Here is a 24,984-nt window from a genome sequence, read left to right as displayed (position 1 = left end):
CTGGTCGTGGGAGAATACTCGAATGGCACCAACCAGGAACACTCCCCCGCATGAGGCGATCGCCGAGAACATCGTCGATATCGACGTGTCGGAGGAGATGAAGGGATCATTTCTCGAATACGCCTATTCGGTGATCTATTCGCGCGCCCTGCCGGACGCGCGCGATGGTCTCAAGCCGGTTCAGCGCCGGATCCTCTACCAGATGGGCGAGATGGGCCTGCGGCCCGAGCGCGGCTACGTCAAGTCATCTCGCGTTGTCGGCGAGGTCATGGGCAAGCTGCACCCCCATGGCGATTCAGCGATCTACGAGACGATGGTCCGTCTCGCGCAGCCCTTCGTCCAGCGCCTGCCCCTCATCGACGGGCACGGCAACTTCGGCTCCCTCGACGACGGGCCCGCCGCCTCCCGGTACACGGAGGTGCGCCTGACGACAGCGGCGCTGGCCATGACAAAGGATCTCGACGAGGACACCGTCGACATGGTCCCGAACTACGACAACTCCTACATGCAGCCGGAGGTCCTCCCCGCCGCGATCCCCAGCCTCCTCGTCAATGGCGCCGCCGGCATCGCCGTCGGCATGGCGACCAATATGCCTCCCCACAATCTGGGCGAGGTCGTCGCAGGGGCTCGGCACCTCCTCGCCCATCCGGACGCGACGCTTGAGGACATCATGCGCTTCATCCCCGGACCCGATCTGCCGGAGGGAGGCAAGATCGTCGGCCTGACTGGGATCCGTGACGCCTACGAGAATGGGCGTGGGCTGTTCCGCACGCGGGCGACGACGCGGATCGAGAACGTGACCGCCCGGAAGAAGGCGATCGTCGTCACGGAGCTCCCCTACCAGATCGGTGCGGAGAAGGTGATCGAGAAGATCAAGGCGGCGGTCCAGGCGAAGAAGATCGAGGGCATCACCGCCGTCCAGAACCTCACAGACCGGCACCACGGACTGAGGCTCGTCATCGAGCTGAAGAACACGGTCAATCCCGATGCTGTCCTCGCCAAGCTGTTCAAGCTCACTCCGATGGAGGAGACGTTCGGCATCAACAACGTCGCCCTCGTCGAGGGCAAGCCGCAGACGCTGGGTCTCCTTCCGCTCCTCCGGGTGTTCGTCGATCACCGCATCGACGTGACGCGCCGCAGAAGCGCGTTCCGCCTGGGCCGGGCCAAGGACCGACTCCACCTCGTCGAGGGCCTCCTCATCGCCATCCTCGACATCGACGAGGTCATCGCCGTCATCCGCAGCTCAGATGACACGGCGGCGGCCCGGGACCGACTCATGTCGGTGTTCGACCTCAGCGAGGTTCAGGCCGACTACATCCTCGAGCTCCGCCTGCGCAGGCTGACGAAGTTCTCCCGTCTCGAGCTCGAGGCGGAGCGCGACGAACTGCTCACGGCGATCGCCGAGCTCGAGGAGATCCTCGCCTCCGAGGAGCGGCTGCACCAGCTCGTGTCGAGCGAGCTCGCCGATGTGGCGACCCAGTTCGCCACGCCGCGACGCACGATTCTCCTCGAGTCCGACGGCAAGGAGCAGACGCCGGTCGGGGACGTCGAGGTGAATGACGAGCCCTGCCACGTCCTTCTGTCTGCGACAGGGCTCGTCGCGCGCTCCGCAGAGCCGCCCGGTCGTGACAGCAGACAGTCACACGACGCCATCGCCTCGGCAGTTCGGGCCACAACCCGCTCGCAGATCGGTGTTGTCACCGCGTCCGGCGAGGTTCATCGCCTCGAAGTCGTCGACACGCCGGCTCTGCCGCCCGGCTCTGCCTCCCTCGCGGGCGGGGTTCCGCTGCGTGAGCTCATTCCAGCGGGTGCAGATCCGATCGGTCTCATCTCCCTCGAGGAGGACGCCGACCCCATCGCTGTCGCGACCGCACTCGGTCGGGTCAAGCGTGTTACCCCGACCCACCCGAAGATGGACTCGTGGTCGATCATCACCCTGACCGAGGGAGACACCGTGGTCGGAGTCGGCCACGCGTCCGATGACACTCAGATGGTGCTCATCTCCTCGGATGCGTACCTGCTCCGCTTCAATGCCGGCCTCGTGCGCCCGCAGGGGCGCACCGGTCAGGGCGTCGCCGGCATCAAGCTCGCGGAGAGCACCGTCGTCCGAGCTCTCGGAATCGTCGCTGAGGACCACGTGTCGGAGGCCGAGGTGGTGACTATCACGGGCTCGTTCGACGCGTTGCCCGGCACTCAGACCGGTTCGGTCAAGGTCACGCCCCTCGATCGATTCCCCGTCAAGGGCAGGGCCACGCTCGGCGTGCGCTGCCACCGCTTCCTGCGCGGCGAGGACATGCTCGCCCTCGCCTGGGTCGGCATCGGTCCCCGTGCCGTTGGGGCCGGTGGGCAGCCGATCGACCTGCCCGAGACGAATGAGAAGCGCGACGCGTCGGGCACCATGCTGACCGCGATCATCGGTGGCATCGGCTGAGTCTCGTCGACCGTCCCGTGTCATTGTCGGCCTGCTCGCTCGCAGAGGCCGACAATGACACACACCCCACCACTGTGACGTACGCCGCATGTCTGCCATAGTTGGTGTATGACTTCGATTCTCTGGGACATGGGCGGAACGCTCTTCGACACCTATCCGTACGTCGACTCTGCCTTCGCGCGCGTGACAGCCCAAGGCGCGCATGAGATCGACATCGATGAGATCGGCAGGCTCACCCGGGTCAGTCGCGGGCACGCGATCGAGGCGCTCTCGGCCCGTACCGGTATTCCGCCTGTCGCGTTCGAGGATTCCTACGAACTGGTGAAGGAGGGGTGGCTCGCCGACCCCGCCCCGCTCATGGATGGCGCCGAAGAGCTTGTGCAGGCCTGCCGGCAGGGCCGCGGCAGGAACATCATCGTCACGCACCGCGACCGCGAGTCCGCCGAACAGCTGATCTCCACCACGGGGCTGACGTTCGATGACATCATCTCGACGTCCGACGGCTACCCGCGCAAACCCGACCCGACGATGATCACCGTTGCCCTCGAGCGCAATGGCCTGCGAGCAGAGGACTGCATCGCCATCGGCGACCGCGAGATCGACTGTGAGGCCGCGCAGGCTGCCGGCGTCACGCCGATCCTTCTCGTCAGCACCGCCGTGACGGGCGAGCAGTCGGAGTATCGGACGGTCACGCGCCTCGCCGAGCTGCTGCCCCTGTTCTCGGCGGATGTGGAGACCCCCGCCAACCCCTGGTCGGAGCGGGGCTAGATGTACTGACCGGACAGGTTGGTTGAGGCAGTGCGATGACACGCGCTGACTTGTGACGTGAAGGGAGGGCCTTCCGCGGTTGAGTGGGAGTTGCGAAACCAGCACTCCGAGGAAGGCCCTCCGTATGTCCCACGCTAATGCAGCCCTGACCCCTCGCGCCCGTTTGACCGTCGCCCGGCTCGTCGTCGACCAGCAGGTGCCGATTGCCGAGGTCGCGGCTCGGTTCCAATGCTCCTGGCCGACGGTCAAACGCTGGGCCGACCGCTACCGGGCTGGTGAGTCCATGCAGGACCGTTCCTCTCGCCCGAAGACCTCTCCCTACCAGACCCCGCTGAAGATCAGAAGACGAATCGTGAGCCTGCGGCTGCGGCTGCGGGAAGGGCCGGTCCAGCTGGCCGTCCGGGTCGGGCTGGCACCCTCGACCGTTCATCAGATCCTGCGCCACTGCCGGCTGAACCGACTCGCCCATATGGATCGCGCCACCGGGGAGCCGGTGCGCCGCTATGAACACCCCCACCCCGGCTCGATGATTCACGTCGATGTGAAGAAGCTCGGCAACATCCCCGATGGCGGCGGCTGGCGCTTCGTCGGTCGCCAACAGGGAGGCCGCAACCGCATAGCAACGCCGGACAAGGCCCGCAACCACCACCACAACCCGAAGATGGGCCACGCCTTCGTCCACACCGTCATCGATGACTACTCCCGCGTCGCCTACGCCGAAGTCCACAATGATGAAACCGCTCTCACTGCCGTCGGGGTGTTGGAGCGGGCCACAGCCTGGTTCAACACCCGAGGCGTCACCGTCGAAAGAGTGCTCTCCGACAACGGTCCGGCCTACCGCTCGATACTATGGCGCGAAACCTGCGCCAGGCTGAAGATCACAGCAAAACGGACCCGCCCGTACCGACCCCAGACCAACGGGAAGATCGAGCGCTTCCACCGCACCCTGGCAGACGGGTGGGGCTACGCCCGCTGCTACACCTCAGAAACCGAGCGACGAGACGCCCTACCAGGATGGCTGCATCACTATAATCATCACCGACCCCACACAGCCTGCGACAGGCTCGCCCCAATCACCCGCTTAACCAACCTCCCCGGACAGTACAGCTAGATGTACTGTCCGGGGAGGTTGTTCAGTCTGCTGATGGGTGTGGCCCTGATTGCGGAGTGGTGCCTGTGGTGATTATAGAAGTGCAGCCATCCGGGAAGCGCGTCCCGCCGCTCGGTTTCTGAGGTGTAGAACCGGGCGTAGGCCCATCCATCGGCAAGGGTGCGATGGAAGCGTTCGATCTTCCCGTTCGTCTGCGGCCGATAGGGCCGGGTCCGCTTGGGCACGATCGCCAGGTCTCGACACGCATCGCGCCAGGCGTGTGATCGGTAGGCGGAACCGTTATCGGAGAGCACTCTCTCGACGGTGACGCCCCGCTCGGCGAACCACGCCACCGCGCGAGTGAGTACCCCGATCGCGGTCGCAGCTTTCTCGTCTTCGCAGATCTCGATGTAGGCCACACGAGAGTGGTCGTCAATGACGGTGTGCAGGTATTATCCCACCCCGAGCCGGGGCTGATATCGCTTGGTGCGAGTGCCCTCGCGATCGGATGTCGCCGCTCGATTGATCAGTCCCTGTCGGCGGCAGTTGAAAAGTGAGCAGTTTCGGCATTTGAAAAGTGAGCACTTCGATTAACGATGTGGAGTGTGATTTCAATGCACGATTGGGAAAAGATCCGGGTGCTTGCCCGCGAGGGTGTACCGAAGGCTCGTATTGCTGCTGAGCTGGGTATCTCACGCAATACGGTGGATCGGGCGGTGAAGTCTGATCAGCCGCCGCGTTATGTCCGCACGAGGACACCGACGAAGTTTGGGGAGTATGAGGCCCGGATACGGTGGCTGCTGGAGGAGTGTCCGACGATGCCGGCCTCGGTGATCGGCGAGCGGGTGGGCTGGCCTTACTCGGAGAGGGCCTTGCGGCAGAATGTGGCACGGATCCGTCCTGAGTATGCGCCACGACGTCTCGATCCTGCGGACCGGTTGGAGTGGGAGATCGGGGATGTGGCTCAGTGTGACCTGTGGTTCCCCAATGTTGATATCCCGATCGGGAACGGCAAGACGGCACGCTTCCCTGTGCTGACGATGATCCTGGCCTGGTCAAAGTATCCCGTTGCCTTGATGATCCCGAGCCGGCAACGCCCGGACCTGCTGTTGGGCATGTGGGACGGGATCAGCACCTTTGGCAGGGTTCCTCGACGCCTATTGTGGGACAACGAGGCCGGAATCGGACGATACGGCAAGCTCGGGCAGGAAGTCGCGGAGTTCTGTGGAACCCTCGGAGTGAAGCTCGTCCAAGCCAAACCCTATGACCCGGAGACCAAGGGCGTGGTCGAACGGTTCAACTCCTACCTGGAAACCTCGTTCCTGCCCGGGCGGACGTTCGCCAGTCCCAAGGATTTCAATGCTCAACTCGCCGGCTGGCTCGAGGTGATCCGAGGGAAGAAACCACGAGGGAAAGACCAAACTCGGGGCCAGGGCCTGACCGTCGAGCTCGAGCATATGGGTGCGTTGCCGCCGGTTGATCCCGCAGCGAGGTGGACTGTGCAGACGCGGTTGGGACGTGACTACTACATCGAGATCGGCGCGAACGCCTACAGTGTTGACCCCAGGTGGATCGGGCACCGCATCGACGTCACCATGGACCTGTCGACGGTCCAAGTCAGTACGGGCGGGAAGGTCATCACGACTCATGAGCGTCTTTGGGGCAGCGGCGGTCAGGTGACCGACCCTGACCACGTGGAGACCGCTCGGAAGCTGCGTGCGACCTTTCAGCAGCGCCAGGGCCTGCCCGGCTACGGAGTGACGGTCCAGGGCGGGGACCTGGCAGTATATGACCAGATCTTTGACATCGAGGTGGCCTAAATGGAGGCGATCAAAGACGTCACGTACTACACGAGTGCGTTGAAAGCACCACGTATTCAAGCTTCTTTCGCTCGCCTGGCTGACACTGGGCGGGCACAGGGCTGGACGTTCGAGGAGTACTTAGCCGCGGTTTTGGAAGCCGAGGTCACCGCCCGGGAAGCATCTGGGGCCGAGATACGACGGAAACGAGCACACTTCCCGTCCATGAAGACGATTGAGGACTTCACCTTCGATCACCAGCCCCACCTGCGCTCAGACGTTCAAGCAGCATCACGCTCGACCTGGATCCACAACGCGGAGAACATGATCCTTCTCGGCCCACCAGGCACCGGGAAGACTCACATATCGATCGGGCTCGGCATTGCCGCGACCAGGGCCGGAATCCCGGTCCTGTTCGACACCGCAGCCGGCTGGATCCAGTCGCTCACTGCCGCTCACAACAAGGGAGACCTGACGAAAGAGCTGCGGCGTATTCGCCGCTACAAGCTCATCATCATCGACGAGCTCGGCTACCTCCCCATCGAGCCAGAAGCCGCGAACCTGTTCTTCCAGCTCATCTCGGACCGATACGAGCAATCATCCATCCTGATCACCTCAAACCTCGCTTTCGGGTCCTGGTCCACGATCTTCCACGACGAGACGATTGCGACAGCCATCATCGACCGGCTCGTCCACCACGCCCAAGTCCTGACCACGAAAGGAACCTCCTACCGGATCAGACACCGACAAGAACAAGGAACTGTAAACTAAAACCGCTCAGTTTTCGATCGCCGGAAATGCACCAAATTCAACTGCCGCCGACAGTCCCTGCTGTCTGCCGACGAACCGGTGTCCACCCCCGTCAGGGATACGACCGAACTTGGTCACATCGACATGGATCAAGGATCCCGGATGAGGATGCTCGTAACGTCGGATCGGTTCGCCCGTGACCCGATCAATGCGCGAGAGCCGGTTCAGACCCGCGCGCACCAACACGGCGTGAACGGTGGAAGCGGGCATGCCGAGCTCGGAGGCGATCTGGGCTGGACCGTGTCGGCCCCGCCAGCGCAGCCCGATGATCCGTTTAACCACTGGCAGCGGAGTGCGGGTGGGCATGGAGTGGGGACGACTTGACCGGTCGGTCATCCCGGCCGCGCCCTCATCACGGTAGCGAACCGCCCATTTACGGGCCGTGACGGGGGAGACCATAAACATCTTCGCGGCAACGGTGACAGGCCATTGATCCTCGATGATGAGTTTCGCAAGCCTTAAACGTGCGCGCGGGGTCAGTGCGGCATTAGCGTGGACCATGAAGGCCTCCTGGTATGTGAAGCGGTTTCTTAGACAGCTCCACTTCACAACAGGAGGCCTTCGCCCTTCAACAGATCACACAGGATTCCCATAACAACGTCCCTGGACATCACAGCTAGATCTCGCCTGAGGCCGTGGCGGAGAGCGGCGGCTGGCCCGCCGGAAAGACCCGTTTCGCGTACAGGGTCGTGCTCCGAATGGGCTCGTAGCCGAAGTGCATGAACAGGTCGAGCATGGGGGACGTCCCGTCCGCGTCGACGCTGATATCCATGCCGGCGTACTCCAGGCCCGATTCCTGGTAGGAGTCCGCGGCAGTGTTGAGCAGGCTCGTGGCGAGATGGAGGCCGCGATAGTCGGGCATGACGACGAGCTCCTCCGTGTAGCCCTCTGACCAGCCGAAGGCCGACCAGTCCTGCTCGTACTTGTGGGAGAGGAGATAGGCGGCGAGCTTCGCGCGGTCCGAACGGCCATCAACGATGACGAATGACCATTCGGCCACGAAGAATTGGCTCTCGAGCGCGTCGCTCAGACCCGATAGAGTCTCCCTGTAGGCCGCACCGACCTCGGTGTCCTTGACATCGCTCCACGGCACGAGCCTGAAGAAGGATGGCAGCTCGACCGCGGCACGCGGCTCGGAGAGATCGCGGCGCAGCTGGACGTAACCGCCGCTCGGCTCGAACTCAGCCCGCTCCAGCAGGTCGACGAGGCTGTCGCGCCCCTCATCGACGTGAATCTCCATCGTCGCGTCCGGCTGTCCCGCCGCCAGCCTGCGGGCCGCCGTATCGAAGAACTCAACGACCATTCGACCGAGACCGTAACCCCGGAAGTCCGGATGGGTGCCTCCCGAGCAGCGCAGAGGACTGCCGTCCCGAGGGACTCTCACCACGCCGTAGCCGGCGAGCACCCCGTCAACGACGAGTCCGAGGGACTCGGTCTCGAGCCCGGAGTCGAAGTAGTCCTCGAGTTCGGATGGCAGGGTGCGGAACGGGGCGTGATCATGCTGCTCGATCGCTTCAACGAGTGCGATGAGTTCGGGCAGCCGATGGCGGGTGAGTTCGATCCGCATCACATCTCGATCGCGTAGATGATGTCGGAGGAGCGTGGGTAGAAGTCCCAGCGCTCCAGCCACGACTTCGATTCATCGTTCAGCTTCGAGTCGATCGTCGTGCCGGTCAGGGGGACGCCGACCTCGACGCAATCGGCGAGATGCCGGGACATGAGCGCATCGGCGATGCCCTGGCTGCGCCACCCGCGCTCGATGGCAAGGAATTCGATCCACGACTCAGGCGTCTCACGCTGCTCGATCCGAGCGAGGAGGAAGCCGACGACGATCTTGTCGTCGTCGGCCACAGCGATGTAGGAGATCCGAGGGTCGATCTCGTCCGCGATACGAGCGAAGTCCTCCGCCGGAATGAGACGCCCGCCGAGGCTGAGCGACCGGCTTCGGTTGTAGACGGTGCGGACATCCTCGCTGAGCCCAGGTTCAAAAGGAATGAGGGATACCCCGGCGGCCGCGAGCTTCGCCTGAGCGACCTCCTCGACCGCCGTCGATGTGCCGGTCGTGCGCACGAGGTACTCGAGTGTGCGATTCGGGCTGAAACCCGCCGCGGCGAGCAGACGGCGCCGCTCGGTCAGGTGGGCGACGACGCGGGACTCGATCGAGACCGGAAGATCCCGTCCATCCTCGCCGATCAGCTGACGCGCCCGGCCGTCCTGCCAGTCGATGAGGGCACGGCCGATGCCTCGCCCGCGCCACAGCGGATCGATGAAGGCCTCGAGAATACAGACGTGCTCGGTGTCGACACCCGCGAGCAGGACGACGCTGCCGACCGCTCGCAGCTCGCCTGTCGAGTCCCTCCCCCCGAGGATCTCGTGCCGGTGCGCGGTGGGAGCGAGCCCGAGCATGGGGGCGATGACTTCTGGTCTGCGCACGGCAGACGGCCTGTCGCTGGGCCGACAGCGCAGGTCGAGGGCAATGACATCGTCGACGTCGCCGCCGCCCAGGAGGGCCCATGTCAGACCCAGGTGTGCGCCCGGGAATTCGAGGTGACCTGGGACCCGAAGTCGCTGGTCAAGTGAGCCAGCTCGTGCCGTGACGCCGTTCGATTCCATGCGCGCCAGTCTACCAGTCAGGCGTCGATGCGAGCGCGGTCGACCTCTTCGGAGCCCTCGACGATGAACTCCTTGCGAGGCGCCACCTCATTGCCCATGAGCAACTCGAAGACCATCTCAGCCTCCCGCAGCGCCTCCTCATCGGCCATCGACACCCTGCGCAGAGTGCGGTGTGAGGGATCCATCGTCGTCTCCGCGAGCTGGTCGGCGTCCATCTCACCCAGACCCTTGTACCGCTGGATCGGCTCCTTGTAGCGCCGTCCCTGCTTCTCCAGCTTCTTGAGGAGAGCATTGAGCTCAGCCTCCGAATACGTGTAGTGGACCTCGTTCTTCGCCTTGCCCCGCCCGATCGCCTCAACTCGGTGGAGGGGCGGAACTGCGGCGTAGACGCGGCCGGCTTCGACGAGGGGACGCATGTAGCGGAATAGGAGGGTGAGCAGGAGGGTTCGGATATGAGCGCCGTCGACGTCGGCATCTGTCATGAGAATGACCTTGCCGTAGCGGGCCGCCTGGACATCGAAGGTGCGACCCGAGCCTGCCCCGACAACCTGGATGATCGAGGAGACCTCCTGATTCTTCAGGATGTCGGCCGGTGACGCCTTCTGGACGTTGAGGATCTTTCCGCGAATCGGCAACAGGGCCTGAAACTCGGAGTTGCGCGCCAACTTGGCGGTGCCGAGGGCGGAGTCGCCCTCGACGATGAACAGTTCGGTCTTGGCAACATCCTCGGATCGACAATCCGACAGCTTCGCCGGCATCGTCGACGTCTCGAGGGCGTTCTTCCGCCGCGAGATCTCCTTGTGCATCCGGGCCGTCACCCGCGCCCGCATCTCCGCCACGATCTTCTCAAGGAGTCGGCCGGTCTCGTCGCGCTGCGAACGCTTCGTCGACCCGAGGATCTCGACGAGAGCGTCTCCGACCACGCGATTGACGATGCCGCGCACGGGTCCGGTGCCGAGAATCTCCTTCGTCTGGCCCTCGAACTGCGGCTCGGGAAGGGAGACGGTGACGACGGCCGTCAGGCCCGCCATGATGTCCTCCTTCTCAATCTTCGGATCCTTCGCGGTGACCTTCAGCCGACGAGCATTCGACTCGATGAGCTTCCGGAGCGCACGCGACAGGCCAGCCTCGAAGCCCTGAATATGGGTGCCGCCGACCGGGGTGGCGATGATGTTGACGAAGGAGCGGACGGTCGTGTCATAACCCTGCCCCCAGGCCAGCGCGACGTCCACCTGGCACGTGCGCTCGGTCTCGACGGGGACAAGGTGGCCCGTCTTCTTGTCAAGGGTCTGGACCGTCTCCATGAAGGTGCCGGACCCGACGATGTGATACGTCTTCGTGATCGCAGCATCGGGCGCAAGATCCTCAACGAAGTCGACAACACCACCGTCATATCGGAAGGTCTCCTCCGTCGGCTCCCCCTCTCGCTCATCGCGAATGACGAGCGTCAGTCCGGGAACGAGGAAGGCCGTCTGCTTCGCACGGCCGAGAATCGCCTCGAGCGACATCGCGGTCGTCGCCGGGAAGATCTGCGGGTCCGGCCAGAACCGCACTCTCGTGCCGGTCTTCTTCTTCGCGACTCTCCCCTTGATCTCGAGGAACGAGTCTGTGACGAAAGGAGTGAAGGGGTTGTCCGCCGCCGGGGTTCTGCCGTCCTGGAACTGGCCGGGCTCACCCCGGCGGAACGTCATCCGATGCGTCTTGCCATCTCGGTCGACCTCGACGTCAAGCCGGTGTGAGAGGGCGTTGACGACGGAGGCGCCAACACCGTGGAGGCCGCCCGACGCAGCGTAGCTGCCGCCGCCGAACTTACCACCGGCGTGAAGCTTGGTGTAGACGACCTCAACTCCGGAGAGCCCGACGCCCGGGACCTCATCGACCGGGATTCCGCGACCGTTGTCCTCGACGAGGACGGAGCCGTCCGACAGGAGTGAAACGGCGATCCGGTCGGCATGACCGTCGAGCGCTTCGTCGACCGAGTTGTCGATGATCTCCCACAGGCAGTGCTGGAGGCCTCTCGAGTCCGTTGAACCGATGTACATGCCGGGTCGCTTGCGGACCGCCTCGAGGCCCTCGAGGACAGAAAGATGGCGCGCGGTATATTCAGACACTGTTCGATAGTAGGCGAGAGCGGGGCGAATTCCCTCAAGCACCTCGCGGATGTGAAAAAGTACGGACCGATCGATGATCGGTCCGTACTGTCAGATAAGGGGGAAGGCGCTCAGCTCGCGCTCTCCTCGGTCAAGCGGTGGCGCTCGTCATGAACGTGCTTGGCAGTCGGAGCCAACTTCTCGAGATGCTGATTCGCATGGTGCCCGCAGAAGAGCAGAGAGCCCGATTCGAGCTCGACCCTGACATACGCCCTGGCACCGCACGCGTCGCAACGATCGCTGGCGGTCAGCTGTACTGGTTCTACTACTGTTGTACTCACACCATCATCCAACCACAGTTCGCCCCGATTTAATCCCCGCGTCCGTCCGAGTTCGCTTCGGGCCAACTTATGCCGGATCGATGACATAGGTTATTACCGTCGCCGTCCCCGCCAACCGGGCTCAGGCAGGCGCAGCTCATGAGCAATCGGTTTCGACCGGGTGATGGGAGAGAATCAGCACGTGGAATACGCGGTGATCGACGTCGAGACGACCGGGCTGGCAGCCTGGAGCGATCGGATCATCGATATCGGCATCGTCATCCTCGACAGCACCGGCAGCACGATCGACCACTGGTCCACCCTCATCAACCCGAGCAGGCCTGTCGGGTCCACCCTTATCCACGGCATCACCGACAGCGATGTGGCGGATGCGCCCACTTTCTCCGAGGCGCTCCCCCTCATCATCGAGCATCTCTCCGGCCGCATCATCGTCGGACACAACGTGGCCTTCGATCTCGAGTTCCTCAACGCCGAGTTCAAGCGGTCGCTCTATTCCGTCGCCATTCCTCGCGATGCGGCTGTCTGCACGATGGACCAGTCACGGATCTATCTCCCCGAGGGTCGGCACTCCCTCGGGGCGTGCCTGACGCGCGCGGGAATCAACCTTCCGCTCAATCATCGCGGCCTCGATGACGCGCTGTGCTCTGCCGCCCTCTTGAACAGCTACCTCGCGGCGGAGGCGGACGGCCGCCGCTGGGCTGACACCGCACACGATCGCAATGGTCGCAGCGTTCTTCCGGCGGAATGGGAACGCGCCGCAGGCGCGGCGCGTTCGATCATGTGGCTGGAGGTCGCTGACCTGGGAAGACTCTAGTCGAGGTAATCCCGCAGAACCTGGGAACGGGACGGGTGGCGAAGCTTCGACATCGTCTTCGACTCGATCTGGCGGATGCGCTCTCGCGTCACTCCGTACTTCTTACCGATCTCGTCGAGTGTCTTCGGCTGACCATCGTTGATGCCGAACCGCATCGTGATCACACCAGCCTCACGCTCTGAGAGTGTGTCGAGCACCTGATGGATCTGCTCCTGCAGGAGGATGTGGGCGACCCGGTCTGTCGGCACGACAGCCTCGGAATCCTCAATGAGGTCGCCGAACTCAGAGTCCCCATCCTCGCCCAGCGGCGTGTGGAGGGAGATCGGCTCGCGGCCATACTTCTGCACCTCGATGACCTTCTCCTCGGTCATGTCGAGCTCCTTGGCGAGCTGCTCCGTCGTCGGCTCGTGGCCGAGATCCTGCAGCATCTGCCGCTGGACGCGCGCAAGCTTGTTGATGACCTCGACCATGTGGACCGGGATCCTGATCGTTCGGGCCTGGTCGGCCATCGCGCGGGTGATCGCCTGGCGGATCCACCACGTCGCGTAGGTCGAGAACTTGAATCCCTTCGTGTAGTCGAACTTCTCGACTGCGCGAACGAGTCCGAGGTTGCCCTCCTGGATCAGGTCGAGGAAAAGCATGCCACGGCCCGTGTAGCGCTTCGCGAGTGAGACGACGAGACGCAGGTTCGCTTCGAGGAGATGGTTCTTCGCGAGCTGCCCGTCGCGCACCATCCACTTGAGCCGACGCTCGTAGGCCTTGTCCTTGATCTTCTCGGGCGCCTCCGTGAGGATGTAATTCGCATAGAGACCAACCTCGATTCGACGGGCCAGCTCGACCTCTTCCTCAGCCGTCAGAAGTGCAACCTTGCCGATCTGCTTGAGGTAATCCTTGACGGGGTCTGCCGTAGCGCCCGCGACGTGGATCCGCTGAGCGGGCTCGTCGCCGCTGTCGGAGTCCTTGACGACGAAGTGGCCCGGACGCTCCTCGGCGTGCCTCAGGCTGCGGGCGGTCGGAGCGTCCTCCTTCGCAACCTCTTCCTCGTCGTCCTCGTCCTCGTCGGTTTCCTCTTCGTCGGCGATGTCGACCTCGTCCTCAACGACCTCGTCCTCGACGATCTCTTCATCGACGATCTCCGGGGTCACGGCCGAGTCGATATCCTCAGACGTCTCAGCGGTCGGGCTGGCGAGCTCTGCCTCATCCGACTTGGCGCGTGCCGTCGTCCGCTTCGCGGTCGTCTTCTTGGCCGCGGTCTTTGCGCCACCCGACTTTGCAGGCGCCTTCTTCGCACCCGTCGAGGCGGGCGCAGCCTTGGCCTTCGGCTTCGCGGCAGTCTTCGAGGCGCTCTTCGATGCTGTCGTGGCAGTGCTGCTCTTCGTGGCGCGGGCTGCGGCGCCGACATCCTCCTTTACGTCGGTGGACGGGGTGGTCGAGGTTGTCGCTTCAGACACTGATTACCTTCCAGAATTCGCTCACGGTCCTCGGGCGGAAACGGACCTGTAATGAGCTAACGCCCGCGCACCATGATTTGTTCCCATACTCGAACGACCCGAGTATGGGAACAGTCATGTTTCTCACGCGAGGAGGGACCCTAACGACAGCTCTCGATGGGAGGACAGGAGCACACAAGGTTCCGATCGCCGAAGGGTCCATCGATGCGCCGGACCGGGGGCCAGTACTTCCCGGCTGCTGCCGCCGCCAGCTGCGCCGGGTCGTCAAGCACGTCCTCGGCGAGGGCCGGGTAGACGGCAACAGCCCTCGAATAGGGGTGCGACCATTCGCCCACCAGCGCTGACGCCGCCGTGTGCGGCGCGTTGACGAGCGGATTGTCGTCCTGCGGCCACGTGCCCTCGTAGACGCTGCGAGCCTCATCGTGGATCTTCAGCAGAGCATCACATAGGCGGTCGATCTCGCCGAGATCCTCGGACTCGGTCGGTTCGATCATGAGGGTGCCCGCTACCGGGAACGACATCGTCGGCGCATGAAAGCCGTAGTCGATGAGGCGTTTTGCCACGTCGTCGACCGTGATGCCTGTCTCCTCTCGGAGCGGGCGGAGGTCAATGATGCACTCATGACCGACGAGACCACCGGGACCGCGGTAGAGCACCGGCAGCACCTTGTCGACCTTGGCCGCCACGTAGTTGGCCGCAAGGACTGCCGACTGAGTCGCCGTCATCAGTCCCTCCCCTCCCATGAGAAGGATGTAGGCATAGGAGATCGGAAGAATCCCCGCAGACCCGTAGGGCGCCTGAGACACCGCGCCTGCGCCCGGAGTGATCGCGCTCGCGCTTCCGATCACACTGTTATCGGTCATGGGATGCGAGGGAAGGAAGGGCACGAGATGGGATTGTGCCGCCACCGGGCCCACGCCCGGGCCTCCCCCGCCATGCGGGATCGCAAACGTCTTGTGGAGGTTGAGGTGGGAGACATCGCCGCCGAAATCACCTGGGCGCGCCACGCCGACAAGCGCGTTGAGATTCGCACCATCGATGTACACCTGTCCGCCTGCGGCATGGACACGGGCGCATACCTCTCCGACCGAGTCCTCGTAGATCCCATGCGTCGACGGGTACGTGATCATGATCGCGCCGAGTTGATCCTCGTACTCAGAGATCTTCGCGTCGAGGTCGGTCAGGCTGACCGAACCATCCGGTCCCGTGCCCACGACGACAACCCGGAACCCGGCGAGCACCGCCGAGGCGGCGTTGGTGCCGTGTGCCGAGGCGGGGATGAGGCAGACGGTTCGCTCAGTGTCCCCCCGCGACCGGTGATAGCCGCGAATCGCGAGCAGGCCTGCGAGCTCTCCCTGGGAACCGGCGTTCGGCTGAAGGCTCACCGCGTCGTAGCAGGTGACCGCCGCCAGCCACGTCTCGAGGTCCTCGATGAGCTCGAGATACCCGAGTCGGTCGGTCGCCGGTGCGAACGGGTGGATGAAGGCGAAGCCCGGCCACGTGATGGGGGACATCTCAATGGCGGAGTTGAGCTTCATCGTGCAGGAGCCGAGCGGGATCATTCCGCGGTCAAGCGCGTAGTCCTTATCCGCGAGCGCCTTGAGATAACGCATGAGGAGCGTCTCGGTGCGGTAGCGGTGGAAGGTCGGGTGGGTGAGGTAGTCATCCCTCCGCTCGAGGGATGAGGGGAAACCGGCGTCGATGCCCGTCTTATCCGCTTCCGTGCCGCTGGCCTCCAACGCGCGGACCACTCGGTCGATCACCTCACCGGTCGTCTTCTCATCGCACGACAGCCGGATCGTCGACTCGTCCACCCTCCACCCGGTGATGTTCTCGGCGAGCAGGTGCCTGAGCGCTCGGTCCGCACCGTCGGGGATCTCCAGTTCGACGGTGTCGAAGAAAGATGTTGACGTCACGGGAACACCGGCTCGTGCGAGCCTCTCCGCGAGGCTGACCGCGTGGTCGTGGACGCGTTCGGCGATCCTTCGGAGCCCGTCCGGCCCGTGGTAGACCGCGTATGTTGACGCCATAACGGCGAGGAGGACCTGGGCTGTGCAGATGTTGGAGGTCGCCTTCTCGCGACGGATGTGCTGCTCTCGTGTCTGCAGGGCGAGGCGATACGCGACTGCCCCGTCGGCGTCCTTCGAGACGCCCACCAGTCTGCCGGGCAGCTGCCTCTTGTGTGCATCCTTGACCGCAAGGTACCCCGCGTGAGGGCCTCCGCCAGCCATCGGAACACCGAAGCGCTGGGTGGATCCTGCGACGAGATCCGCGCCCCAGCTGCCCGGGCTGGCGAGAAGGGACAACGACAAGAGGTCGGCGGCGACGACGACGAGGGCACCGGAAGCGTGTGCCCTCGCTGTGATCGCCTCGAGCTCGCTCAGCTCCGGCAGGTGGCCGGATGCCCCGGGGTACTGGAGGATGACGGCCGCGACATCATCGTCGATCTGCGAGAAGTCGGATTCGGTGAGCTCGATTCCAAGCGCACCTGCCCGAGTCTCGACGACGGCGCGTGTGGCATCGAAGACGTCCTCGGCGATGAGGACTCGAGTGCGGGACCTCGCGACCCGACAGGCGAGGAGCATCGCCTCAGCAACGGCAGTCGCCTCGTCGAGCATCGAGGAGTTCGCGATGTCCATGCCTGTCAGATCCGAGACCATGGTCTGGAAATTGACGAGGGCTTCGAGCCGACCCTGACTGATCTCCGGCTGGTACGGCGTATAGGCCGTGTACCAGGACGGGTTCTCCAGGATGTTGCGCCGAATCACAGCAGGCGTGACCGTGTCGTAATAGCCCTGCCCGATCATGGAGATCCGGACCGTGTTCTTTGCGGCCAAGTCGGAGAGTCGTTCGAGGACGTCCTGCTCGGAGCGGCCACCCGGCAGTCCGTCGAGTGCCTCCCGTGTCAGGCCCGCGGGAAGGGCCGCCTCCATCAGCTCGTCGAGGCTGCCGACGCCGACGCGCGCAAGCATCGCGCTTCGATCAGAACCCCAGGTGCCGATGTGGCGGGGCTGGAAGCTCGTCACTGCAGCTCCGCGACGAATGACTCGTACGCGGGTGCGTCCATGAGGGCATCATCCGTCGTGGTCACCTCGATCTCATAGAGCCACCCCTCCCCGTGGGGATCGTCCGTGGCGAGCTTCGGGTCGTCGACCACACTGTCGTTGACGGCAGTGACGGTTCCGGAGGCCGGTGCGACGAGGTCGGAGACGGACTTCACCGACTCGATCTCGCCGCATGCCACACCGGCGGTCACGACGGCGCCGACCTGTGGAAGCTCGACATAGACCGCCTCATCGAGCGATGTTGCGGCATACGCGGTGATGCCGACGCGCGAGGGGGCGCCCTCCTTCAGCCATTCGTGGTCGGGGCTGTACTTGCGGTCGTTGGGGTACACAGATGCACCTTTCGTCGTTGGTGGTCCCGGCCACGACATCGCCGCCGGGAGGATCTCAGCTTTCGCTCCTGTAGAAGGGCAGGTGGACAATGGTCATCGGCTGGTGCTTGCCGCGCACGTCGACGGAGACTTCGGTGCCGAGCTCCAGACCGGCAGTGAGAATGGCGAGCGCGATCGGGTGGCCGAGGGTTGGGGACAGCACGCCGGACGTGATGACGCCGACCTGCTCACCATCGACGCTCACGGTGGATCCGGCCCGGGCAGCCCTCCGGCCTTCGCCGGCGAGACCGTAGAGCGCTGTCGAGGGCTCGCCCGCCTTCCGGAGCGCCTCTTCACCGACGAACTCATGGTCGAGGACGACAGTCCTGCCCTGGCCCGCCTCCGCCGGGGTTCTGTCCTCGGTGAGCTCGTTGCCGTACAGCGGCATCCCCGCCTCGAGACGCAGCGTGTCTCGAGACGAGAGGCCGCAGGGTCGCATGCCATGGGGCTCGCCTGCTTCAGCCAGACGCTCCCAGAGGAGAACTGCATCATTCGCGTCCGCCATGATCTCGTAGCCACGCTCGCCCGTGTAGCCTGTTCGGGCGATATGGACGGGCGTGCCCCCGATGGTGAAACGCCCGTGGCGGTAATAGCCAAGGGTGTCGAGCTCGTCGCGGTGCTCAGAGTCGACGACTGAGCGGACGATGTCGAGGCTGGCCGGCCCCTGGACGGCGATGAGGCATCGGGCCGTCGTATTGTCCTGGACTGCGGCACGAGCGCGGAGGCGGTCTGACCTCTTCGTCAGCTCGTCACCGACACGGAGACGGTTCGCACCATTGGCGATGACAAGGAAGTCGACGTCATCGTTTCGGTAGACGATGAGATCGTCGATGATGCCGCCGTCCTCCTTCACCATGAGTGAATAGCGAGCGCGGCCCACGGGCATCGTCGACAACACCCCGACGAGGGCGTAATCGAGCGCGGCTCCCGCGTCCGGGCCCTCGACCCTGATCTGACCCATGTGGGACAGGTCGAAGATCCCCGCCCGCTCGCGAACCGCGGCGTGCTCCTCACGGTCGGAGGAGTAGCGGAGCGGCATGGCCCAGCCCGCGAAGTCGGTCATTGTCGCTCCCAGCCGTTCATGGACCGGAAGCAGCGCAGTCTCGTTGAGAGTCATGTCACCAGTATTCCCCTCTTTGCTGGCAGGTGCGAGCAGAACCGCAACATGAATGACGCAGCGCGACGGCTCTGCGCGACCAGATCGGCCCTGCCTGCGGGCCCACCGTCGACGCCTATCGCATCCAATGGGGAACGATCCCCCGCATCAGCGCAGTCCACACGAGGGTGGCGAGCCGACTGCGCTGACGGGTCGAGCGAGCTCGGTAGTAGAGATGGGACGCAAGCCGCGGGTACCCACTCCACCAGGCAAGGTAGGACGCGCTGGCGAGGGCATGGACAGTGTCCGGCTCGCCCACCCTGTCCGACAGCGCGGCGAAAGCCGCGTCGATCCGCACGGGGTTCGGAGCCGTCATGGGCGGGACGAAGCGCTCACCGGGTGCCAGCCGATCGCAGCCCTCCTCCCCGATCGCCCAGACGATGACCGCGTCCCGCACCGATCCGGCCTGGAGCGACAGGGAGGCAGGCGGCACGGGCGCCGGGCCGTGCGCCAGCCGAGAGCGGAGCAGGTCGATCCACTGGGCAGCGGCACTGTCCGCAAGGGCTGGATCGAAGTGCCCGGCAAATCGTCCCGCAGGTCCGGCGAAGTCGGCGATGAGTCGATCGAGTCGGCCATTCTCCATCGGGTCGGTCTCCGGCTCATCGAGCCAGCCGTGCTGGCTGTAGATCGAGAAGCGCACACCTCCCCGTGCGATGACCGTGTCCCAGGCTCCCCCAATGGCCCGCTGGGCGTGTCCGAGGGTATCGAGCTCCTGGGCCTCCGCGGTGACGTCCTCATCGCCGTCGGGGAAGATGAGAGCGATGGAGGTGCTCGGGGCGTCGGGGACGACGGTCCGGTCGAGCCGGTCGAGGGCGTGGACGGAGATGTCGCAGATACCGCCGGCATCGGATCGGACGATGACCGCCCTGCCGTCGGGTGAATAGTCGGTGGCCTCCATCGCCGCGTGGGCGAGCGTGGAGAGTGGAACGATGCTGTGCTGTGCAGTGCTCATGGATGACGATCCAACCCTCGCCGGCCCGCCTCCACGGGTGGCGGAATGCGCCCTGTGGACGGCATGCGAGGCGCTCTGGTCTGGGCAATGCGGCTAGAGTGAGAGTCATGTACGAGTCACTTATCCGCCGCATCTCCGCCAGCACTCTTGCCGCTCTCGACTCCTACGGATTCTCGGGTGACCCGTCCCTCCTCTCCTCCTTCACCGACCCGACGAGGGCACTTCTGTCGGGTGGCAAGCGTGTGCGAGGTGTTCTCTCCATCTCGGGCGCAATGTGCGCGACGGGCTCAGCGCCGAGCGATGACGCCGTCGAGGTGGCGGCCGCGATCGAACTCTTCCAGGGAGCGGCGCTCGTCCACGACGACATCATGGACGACTCGCCCACCCGCCGGGGCCTGCCTGCCGTCCATGTCCAGTTCAGCGCGGAATTCGAGAGTTCGGACCTCGCCGGCGATTCCCAGCTTTTCGGCCGTGATGCCGGGATCTGCTCGGGCGACTTCCTTCTCGCGCTGGCGAGCTCCCACATGGCGGCGCACGCGCCGACGGCGGCGAACCGACGATTCCAGGCCATGTGCGCCGAGGTGGCCTTCGGCCAGTTCCTCGACATCCGGGCCGAGAACATCGACCTTCTGGCACTGTTGAACAGCTCGGACCCATCCGCTGCCCTGCTTGCGGCGCGCGACAATGCATTCACTGTGCTCCGCCACAAGTCGGCGCACTATTCTGTCCGCGACCCGCTCCTCATCGGCGCCGAGGCCGCGGGAGCCGACGAGGAGCTGCTCGACATCCTCACCCGGATCGGCTCACCGCTGGGTGAGGCCTTCCAGCTTCGCGATGATGCCCTCGGTGTCGCTGGAGACCCGTCGACGACCGGCAAGCCGACCGGCGGCGACCTGCGGGAGGGCAAGCGGACCGTCCTCATCCTCACCGCATTGGCTCGGCTGGCGGGCACCGACCGCGCTCACTGGATCGCAGAGTCGCTCGGCCGTGACCTCGACGAGTCCGACGTCCGCGATATCACCGACGCCATCGTCGAAAGCGGTGCCTGGGAAGAGCATGAAGCACTGATCACCGAGCGCGAGGATGAGGCACGGGCGGCGTGGGACGAGCTCCCGGCGGGCCCCGGTCGGGACGCTCTGGGCGAGCTCATGGAACGGCTCACAGGCCGCACGCACTAGGCGGGCCGTCGCCGACAGCGCTCAGTTCCCACTCCTCTGCCCCGCCGAGGCTCGGCGTTCAGAAGGCGAGGCTGGCGACGATTCTCCGGACAGCCCGATGCTTTCCGGCTCGCAATGCCTCGATCGGAGTCTCTCCGAGTTCGGGCTCCACTCGATGGAGCCACTCGTGGGCCTCATCATCGCTGAACCCGGCGTCGGTCAGCAGAATGAGCGTGCCTCGAAGGTTCCCAAGCACCTCCCACGCGCCGTCAACCTCAACGAGCTGATCGCTCGTAATGACAAGAGGACCCGTGGGCCGGACGGCGAGGAGCCGACGGTCGGAGATGAGAGAGCGGACGTCGCGGAGTCGGATGCCGAGGACCTCGGCGACTTCTGGCAGGGACATCTGGTCGGGCAGTGGAGGAATCACAACAGGATATTAAATCCAATTCTCGGATTCCGGTAGCAACACGCCGCAGAGCACGATAGTGTCACATCTGAAACATCTGTCACAGCCTTATCACGATGCGCAACATCAACATCACGCACGCGGGTGGGGCGGACCAGCCTTCGGAGGATTCATGTCGTATTCGCGACGCTCAATCGGTGTCACTGCAGCCGCAGCGGCCGCCCTCGGTGCCCTTGCTCCCCTACCCGCCACCGCCGCCGAGCTTCCCGCCTCGCCGGCGCACAGGCTTCCCTCGGCGACGTACCAGGTTGCCAAGGGTGACTCCGTCTGGGTCATCGCCCAGCGATTCGGAGTGTCCGTCAGTTCGGTCATCGAGGCCAACGGACTGGACAGCTCGGCCACTATCCACCCCGGTCAGCGCCTGCAGATCCCGACCACGACCGTCACCGCCACACCGGCATCACCGGCAGTGGCCGCTGCGACGTATACGGTGAAGAGCGGTGACACGCTCTCTTCGATCGCTCTCCGACACGGGACGACCGTCGCCGCGATCAAGTCTGCCTCGAAGCTGAGCTCCGACCTCATCTTCCCGGGCCAGAGCCTGACCCTGCGCGGCTCGGCGTCGGCCACACCCGCCCCCGCGCCGGCGGCGTCACCGAAGCCCGCGGCGACCGCGGCGGTGACGTACACGGTCAAGCGGGGCGACACCCTGTCGGGCATCGCCGCCCGCAATGGGACGACGGTCTCGGCCATCGTGTCCGCATCCGGTCTGCGCAACGCCAACGTTATCTACCCCGGCCAGGTCCTCACGCTGCGCGGAACGGGCGCGGCGTCGGCCGCTCCGGCGGCCCCCGCCCCGTCGACCCCGAAGCCGGCTCCGAGCTCGGCCTCGACGCACACGGTCGTGCGTGGCGACACGCTGTCCGGCATTGCGTCGAAGTACGGCACGACCGTAGCCGCGATCATGCAGTCATCAAAGCTCTCCTCGACTGTCATCTACCCCGGCCAGGTCCTCACCGTCGCGGGCACCGCCGCCCCTGCACCGGCACCCGCCGGCGATCAGAATCTCGTGCCCGGCACCTTCCTCCACTACACCTACCCCGAGGCGACGGTGCGCTCGGCGAACGAGAACAAGGCGTACCTCAACTCGATCGCGGTTCCCTCGCGCGCCGAGACCCAGGCCATGGTCCGCGAGATCGCCCTCCAGTACGGCGTCGATCCGGCGCTCGCCCAGGCACACGCCTTCCGTGAGTCCGGCTTCGATGCTCGTGCTGTTTCGCCGGCGAATGCGATCGGCACGATGCAGGTCATCCCCTCCTCGGGCAAGTGGGCCTCGGATCTCGTGGGACGCGATCTCAACCTGCTCAACCCCCGGGAGAACATCATTGCGGGCGTCGTCATCATCCGTCAGCTGCAGCGCAGCGCCTCCTCGCTCGACGAGGGCATCGCCGCCTACTACCAGGGACTCGGCGGTGTGCGAAGGAACGGCATGTACCCCGACACGGTCCAGTACGTCCAGCGGGTCAAGTCGTCGATGGCGCAGTTCCGCTGATCCGTTCGCTCCCCAGCACCGCCTCGCAACGGTCCTGGGGAGCATCATCTAGGCTTGGATTCGTGAATTCAGTGCCTGATCCGCTTCTCGGTGCCGTCATCGACGGGCGATATCTCATCCATGCCCGCATTGCGCGCGGCGGCATGGCGACCGTCTATCGCGGCACCGACCAGCGCCTCGACCGGGACGTCGCGGTCAAGATCATGCACCCCCACCTCGCGGATCAGGACGAGTTCGTCCAGCGCTTCCATCGCGAGGCGCTCGCAGCCGCCAGATTGTCGCACCCCAATGTCGTCGCCGTGTACGACGAGGGGGCCTTCGCCTCGGAGTCATCCGAGACCGCCTATCTCATCATGGAGCACATCTCCGGCCCCGACCTACGAACTGAGCTGGGGCGGCGGGGATCATTCCCTCTGGGCATGGCTCTGGAGATCGTCCGGCAGGTGCTGTCGGCCCTCGGCACCGCCCACAGCGCAGGCCTCATCCACCGCGACGTCAAACCCGAGAACGTGCTCCTCGTCAGGGGCGACGAGGTCACAGCGAAGGTCACCGACTTCGGCCTCGCCCGAGCCGTCGCAGCCGCACGAGCGACAACGGCCGGGACCGTGCTCGGCACGGTCGCCTATCTCGCGCCCGAGGTTCTCGAGGAGCAGGCGACCGCCCGCTCCGACATCTATTCCGCCGGTGTCATGCTCTACGAGCTCATCGCCGGCCACGCCCCCTTCTCGGCTGAGACTCCGATCGCCCTCGCCTACAAGCACGTCAACGACCCGATGCCCCGACTGTCGACCATCGCCCCGTGGATCCCCGCCTCCGTCGACTCCCTCATCGGCGTTCTCACAGCGAAAGACCCCGCCCACCGTCCCGCGGACGGGAACGAGGCCCGCGACCGGGTGCAGGGTGTCCTGGCAGACCTCGACCCGATCGTCGCCAAGCGTCGCATCGCGGTCATCCCGACCACTTTCGCCGAGCGTGAGCCCGACGGGCCTCGCAATGCGGGTCCGCACGACACGAGATCCTTCACACCCGCCCACAGGACGGCTCTCCTCACCGCTCCCCCAGCCAGGCAGTCGAGCCGCGGGCACGAGATCGCCCGCCAGCGCTCCGGGGCCAACCGGACACCCTCATCGACCTCGTCGAAGGTGTGGCGCTGGGCGATCACCCTCCTGCTCATTGCCGCCACGGCCGCCGGCATCGCCTGGTACTTCACCGCAGGGCCGGGCATGCGGATCAGTCTTCCCGACGTGACCGGCCGCGACGAGGACGCGGCCGTGACGATCATCGAGGAGGTCAACCTCGTCCCCCAGCTCGAATACGAGCATTCCGACGACGTGCCCGACGGTCGTGTCATCTCAACCGATCCCGCCGCGCCGGCCCAGCTGTCGAGGGACGACACGGTTACGCTGACCGTCTCCCTCGGCATCGAACAGGTGGCTGTGCCCGCCGTCGTCGGGCTTCCCCTCGAGACGGCCGAGCAGCAGCTGCGCGACGCACGGCTCGTCCCTGAGGTCGAGGAACAGTATTCCGCGTCCGTACCCGCCGGCAGTGTCATCGCCCAGTCGGTCCCCGCGACCACCGAGGTCGACCATTCCACGCCGGTCACCATCGTCGTCTCGCTCGGTCGGGAGCCTGTCGAGGCGGTCGATGTCCGCGGACTGTCCTTCGGGGAGGCCGCAGCCGCGCTCGAGAGCGCCGGGATCACTGTCGACCGCGCCGAGTCCTATTCGGACACGGTCGAGGAGGGAGCCGTCATCTCCCAGTCCCAGCTCGGGACCGTCTACCGCGGCGATACGGTCACGCTCACGGTCTCCCTCGGGCCCGAACTCTTCGAGGTTCCCGACGTGTTCGGTCTTCAGAGGGATGACGCGGCGGCGATCCTTGAAGACGCCGGCTTCGAGGTCGAGTACGACAACTTCCTCGGTGGGATCTTCGGCACCGTCCGCGACCAGTCGATCGCTCCCGGTGAGATGCACCCGGCAGGCACGGTCATCGTTCTCACGATCGTCTGAGTCGCCACCCGCTCACACGCTTCAGCGGCACGTTCTCACACCGCGCGGACATGCCCCTGAGCGGTCCAGACGCGCTGACAACGAATGGAGGGCCGGCTCTTGCCGA

General features: G+C 65.1%; 19 protein-coding genes and 2 pseudogenes. 9 read left to right on the top strand and 12 right to left on the bottom strand.

Translation table 11 applies throughout. The features are described 5' to 3' along the window. The first annotated feature begins 22 nt into the window (after window positions 1–22). The 3 genes from EJO69_RS01385 to EJO69_RS01375 all read left to right on the top strand — a co-directional run bounded on the left by EJO69_RS01385 (window position 23) and on the right by EJO69_RS01375 (window position 4,310). On the top strand, window positions 23–2,431 hold the full coding sequence (locus EJO69_RS01385) for a DNA gyrase/topoisomerase IV subunit A (protein ID WP_126038227.1): 2,409 nt from the start codon (window positions 23–25) through the stop codon (window positions 2,429–2,431). Window positions 2,432–2,539: 108 nt separating this feature from the next. Beyond that, complete coding sequence (locus tag EJO69_RS01380) at window positions 2,540–3,199, top strand: HAD-IA family hydrolase (protein WP_126038224.1); 660 nt, start codon at window positions 2,540–2,542, stop codon at window positions 3,197–3,199. Window positions 3,200–3,323: 124 nt separating this feature from the next. Continuing rightward, entirely contained in the window at window positions 3,324–4,310 is a 987-nt protein-coding gene (locus EJO69_RS01375; RefSeq protein ID WP_126038221.1) for an IS481 family transposase, read from the top strand. On the opposite strand, the pseudogene EJO69_RS01370 reads toward EJO69_RS01375, so the two are convergent. Further along, window positions 4,307–4,831: pseudogene (locus EJO69_RS01370) on the bottom strand (DDE-type integrase/transposase/recombinase); the annotation flags it as partial. The gene EJO69_RS01375 and the pseudogene EJO69_RS01370 sit on opposite strands and share 4 nt — an antisense overlap. Before the next feature lie 72 nt (window positions 4,832–4,903). On the opposite strand from EJO69_RS01370, the gene istA reads away from it, so the two are divergent. Together istA and istB are read left to right on the top strand one after the other, a co-directional pair. Beyond that, window positions 4,904–6,109: an IS21 family transposase gene (gene istA, locus EJO69_RS01365; protein ID WP_126038218.1), complete on the top strand. Its 1,206-nt coding sequence runs from the start codon at window positions 4,904–4,906 to the stop codon at window positions 6,107–6,109. Continuing rightward, the gene (istB, locus tag EJO69_RS01360) at window positions 6,110–6,859 is read left to right on the top strand and encodes an IS21-like element helper ATPase IstB (protein WP_126038216.1); all 750 of its coding nucleotides are present in this window, start codon (window positions 6,110–6,112) and stop codon (window positions 6,857–6,859) included. Between the two features lie 54 nt (window positions 6,860–6,913). Here the strand turns inward: istB and EJO69_RS01355 are convergent. From EJO69_RS01355 to EJO69_RS12735, 5 genes and pseudogenes are all read right to left on the bottom strand, one after another. Further along, window positions 6,914–7,399: pseudogene (locus EJO69_RS01355) on the bottom strand (leucine zipper domain-containing protein); the annotation flags it as partial. 115 nt (window positions 7,400–7,514) lie between these two features. After that, a complete protein-coding gene (locus tag EJO69_RS01350) occupies window positions 7,515–8,465 on the bottom strand; it encodes a GNAT family N-acetyltransferase (protein ID WP_126038212.1) in 951 nt (316 codons plus the stop codon). Next, the gene (locus tag EJO69_RS01345; protein ID WP_126038209.1) at window positions 8,465–9,511 is read right to left on the bottom strand and encodes a GNAT family N-acetyltransferase; all 1,047 of its coding nucleotides are present in this window, start codon (window positions 9,509–9,511) and stop codon (window positions 8,465–8,467) included. Before EJO69_RS01345 ends, EJO69_RS01350 begins: the two co-directional genes overlap by 1 nt. Before the next feature lie 17 nt (window positions 9,512–9,528). Beyond that, window positions 9,529–11,622 carry a DNA gyrase/topoisomerase IV subunit B gene (locus EJO69_RS01340; protein ID WP_126038206.1) on the bottom strand — a complete coding sequence of 698 codons (2,094 nt, stop codon included), beginning with the start codon at window positions 11,620–11,622 and terminating at the stop codon, window positions 9,529–9,531. A 110-nt stretch (window positions 11,623–11,732) separates the two neighbouring features. Then, window positions 11,733–12,029: a DUF7455 domain-containing protein gene (locus EJO69_RS12735; RefSeq protein WP_245993708.1), complete on the bottom strand. Its 297-nt coding sequence runs from the start codon at window positions 12,027–12,029 to the stop codon at window positions 11,733–11,735. Window positions 12,030–12,123: 94 nt separating this feature from the next. Between EJO69_RS12735 and EJO69_RS01330 the strand changes: the two genes are divergently transcribed. Then, window positions 12,124–12,756: a 3'-5' exonuclease gene (locus EJO69_RS01330; RefSeq protein WP_126038203.1), complete on the top strand. Its 633-nt coding sequence runs from the start codon at window positions 12,124–12,126 to the stop codon at window positions 12,754–12,756. On the opposite strand, the gene EJO69_RS01325 is transcribed toward EJO69_RS01330, so the two are convergent. From EJO69_RS01325 to EJO69_RS01305, 5 genes are all read right to left on the bottom strand, one after another. After that, the gene (locus EJO69_RS01325; protein WP_126038200.1) at window positions 12,753–14,207 is read right to left on the bottom strand and encodes an RNA polymerase sigma factor; all 1,455 of its coding nucleotides are present in this window, start codon (window positions 14,205–14,207) and stop codon (window positions 12,753–12,755) included. The two genes, EJO69_RS01330 and EJO69_RS01325, sit on opposite strands and share 4 nt — an antisense overlap. Window positions 14,208–14,347: 140 nt before the next feature. Further along, window positions 14,348–17,233: an aminomethyl-transferring glycine dehydrogenase gene (gene gcvP, locus EJO69_RS01320; RefSeq protein ID WP_211331465.1), complete on the bottom strand. Its 2,886-nt coding sequence runs from the start codon at window positions 17,231–17,233 to the stop codon at window positions 14,348–14,350. Then, the gene (gcvH, locus tag EJO69_RS01315) at window positions 17,230–17,604 is read right to left on the bottom strand and encodes a glycine cleavage system protein GcvH (protein WP_245993706.1); all 375 of its coding nucleotides are present in this window, start codon (window positions 17,602–17,604) and stop codon (window positions 17,230–17,232) included. The genes gcvP and gcvH overlap by 4 nt, the downstream gene beginning before the upstream one ends. 55 nt (window positions 17,605–17,659) lie before the next feature. Further along, on the bottom strand, window positions 17,660–18,760 hold the full coding sequence (gene gcvT, locus EJO69_RS01310; protein WP_126038191.1) for a glycine cleavage system aminomethyltransferase GcvT: 1,101 nt from the start codon (window positions 18,758–18,760) through the stop codon (window positions 17,660–17,662). Between the two features lie 115 nt (window positions 18,761–18,875). Continuing rightward, a complete protein-coding gene (locus EJO69_RS01305) occupies window positions 18,876–19,751 on the bottom strand; it encodes a hypothetical protein (protein WP_126038188.1) in 876 nt (291 codons plus the stop codon). Window positions 19,752–19,858: 107 nt separating this feature from the next. Between EJO69_RS01305 and EJO69_RS01300 the strand changes: the two genes are divergently transcribed. Then, the gene (locus EJO69_RS01300) at window positions 19,859–20,929 is read left to right on the top strand and encodes a polyprenyl synthetase family protein (RefSeq protein WP_164519816.1); all 1,071 of its coding nucleotides are present in this window, start codon (window positions 19,859–19,861) and stop codon (window positions 20,927–20,929) included. A 58-nt stretch (window positions 20,930–20,987) separates the two neighbouring features. Here the strand turns inward: EJO69_RS01300 and EJO69_RS01295 are convergent, their stop codons facing one another. Beyond that, window positions 20,988–21,338, bottom strand: coding sequence for an Rv2175c family DNA-binding protein (locus EJO69_RS01295; RefSeq protein WP_245993705.1), 351 nt, complete (start codon window positions 21,336–21,338; stop codon window positions 20,988–20,990). A gap of 151 nt (window positions 21,339–21,489) precedes the next feature. On the opposite strand from EJO69_RS01295, the gene EJO69_RS01290 reads away from it, so the two are divergent. Both EJO69_RS01290 and pknB read left to right on the top strand, forming a co-directional pair. Further along, entirely contained in the window at window positions 21,490–22,869 is a 1,380-nt protein-coding gene (locus EJO69_RS01290; protein WP_126038182.1) for a LysM peptidoglycan-binding domain-containing protein, read from the top strand. Window positions 22,870–22,931: 62 nt separating this feature from the next. Further along, window positions 22,932–24,878 (top strand): Stk1 family PASTA domain-containing Ser/Thr kinase, encoded by a 1,947-nt coding sequence (gene pknB, locus EJO69_RS01285; RefSeq protein WP_164519815.1) that lies wholly within the window; start codon window positions 22,932–22,934, stop codon window positions 24,876–24,878. The last annotated feature ends 106 nt before the right edge of the window (window positions 24,879–24,984 follow it).

The organism is Flaviflexus salsibiostraticola (assembly GCF_003952265.1).
Classification (GTDB): Bacteria; Actinomycetota; Actinomycetes; order Actinomycetales; family Actinomycetaceae; genus Flaviflexus; species Flaviflexus salsibiostraticola.
This window is presented reverse-complemented; position numbering and strand designations above follow the sequence as displayed.

Bases quoted from the DNA above. Each gene is read 5' to 3' on its own strand.
- EJO69_RS01385 (WP_126038227.1), top strand. From the start codon at position 23: ATGGCACCAACCAGGAACACTCCCCCGCATGAGGCGATCGCCGAGAAC.
- EJO69_RS01380 (WP_126038224.1), top strand. From the start codon at position 2,540: ATGACTTCGATTCTCTGGGACATGGGCGGAACGCTCTTCGACACCTAT.
- EJO69_RS01375 (WP_126038221.1), top strand. From the start codon at position 3,324: ATGTCCCACGCTAATGCAGCCCTGACCCCTCGCGCCCGTTTGACCGTC.
- istA (WP_126038218.1), top strand. From the start codon at position 4,904: ATGCACGATTGGGAAAAGATCCGGGTGCTTGCCCGCGAGGGTGTACCG.
- istB (WP_126038216.1), top strand. From the start codon at position 6,110: ATGGAGGCGATCAAAGACGTCACGTACTACACGAGTGCGTTGAAAGCA.
- EJO69_RS01350 (WP_126038212.1), bottom strand. From the start codon at position 8,465: ATGCGGATCGAACTCACCCGCCATCGGCTGCCCGAACTCATCGCACTC.
- EJO69_RS01345 (WP_126038209.1), bottom strand. From the start codon at position 9,511: ATGGAATCGAACGGCGTCACGGCACGAGCTGGCTCACTTGACCAGCGA.
- EJO69_RS12735 (WP_245993708.1), bottom strand. From the start codon at position 12,029: ATGTCATCGATCCGGCATAAGTTGGCCCGAAGCGAACTCGGACGGACG.
- gcvT (WP_126038191.1), bottom strand. From the start codon at position 18,760: ATGACTCTCAACGAGACTGCGCTGCTTCCGGTCCATGAACGGCTGGGA.
- EJO69_RS01305 (WP_126038188.1), bottom strand. From the start codon at position 19,751: ATGAGCACTGCACAGCACAGCATCGTTCCACTCTCCACGCTCGCCCAC.
- EJO69_RS01300 (WP_164519816.1), top strand. From the start codon at position 19,859: ATGTACGAGTCACTTATCCGCCGCATCTCCGCCAGCACTCTTGCCGCT.
- EJO69_RS01290 (WP_126038182.1), top strand. From the start codon at position 21,490: ATGTCGTATTCGCGACGCTCAATCGGTGTCACTGCAGCCGCAGCGGCC.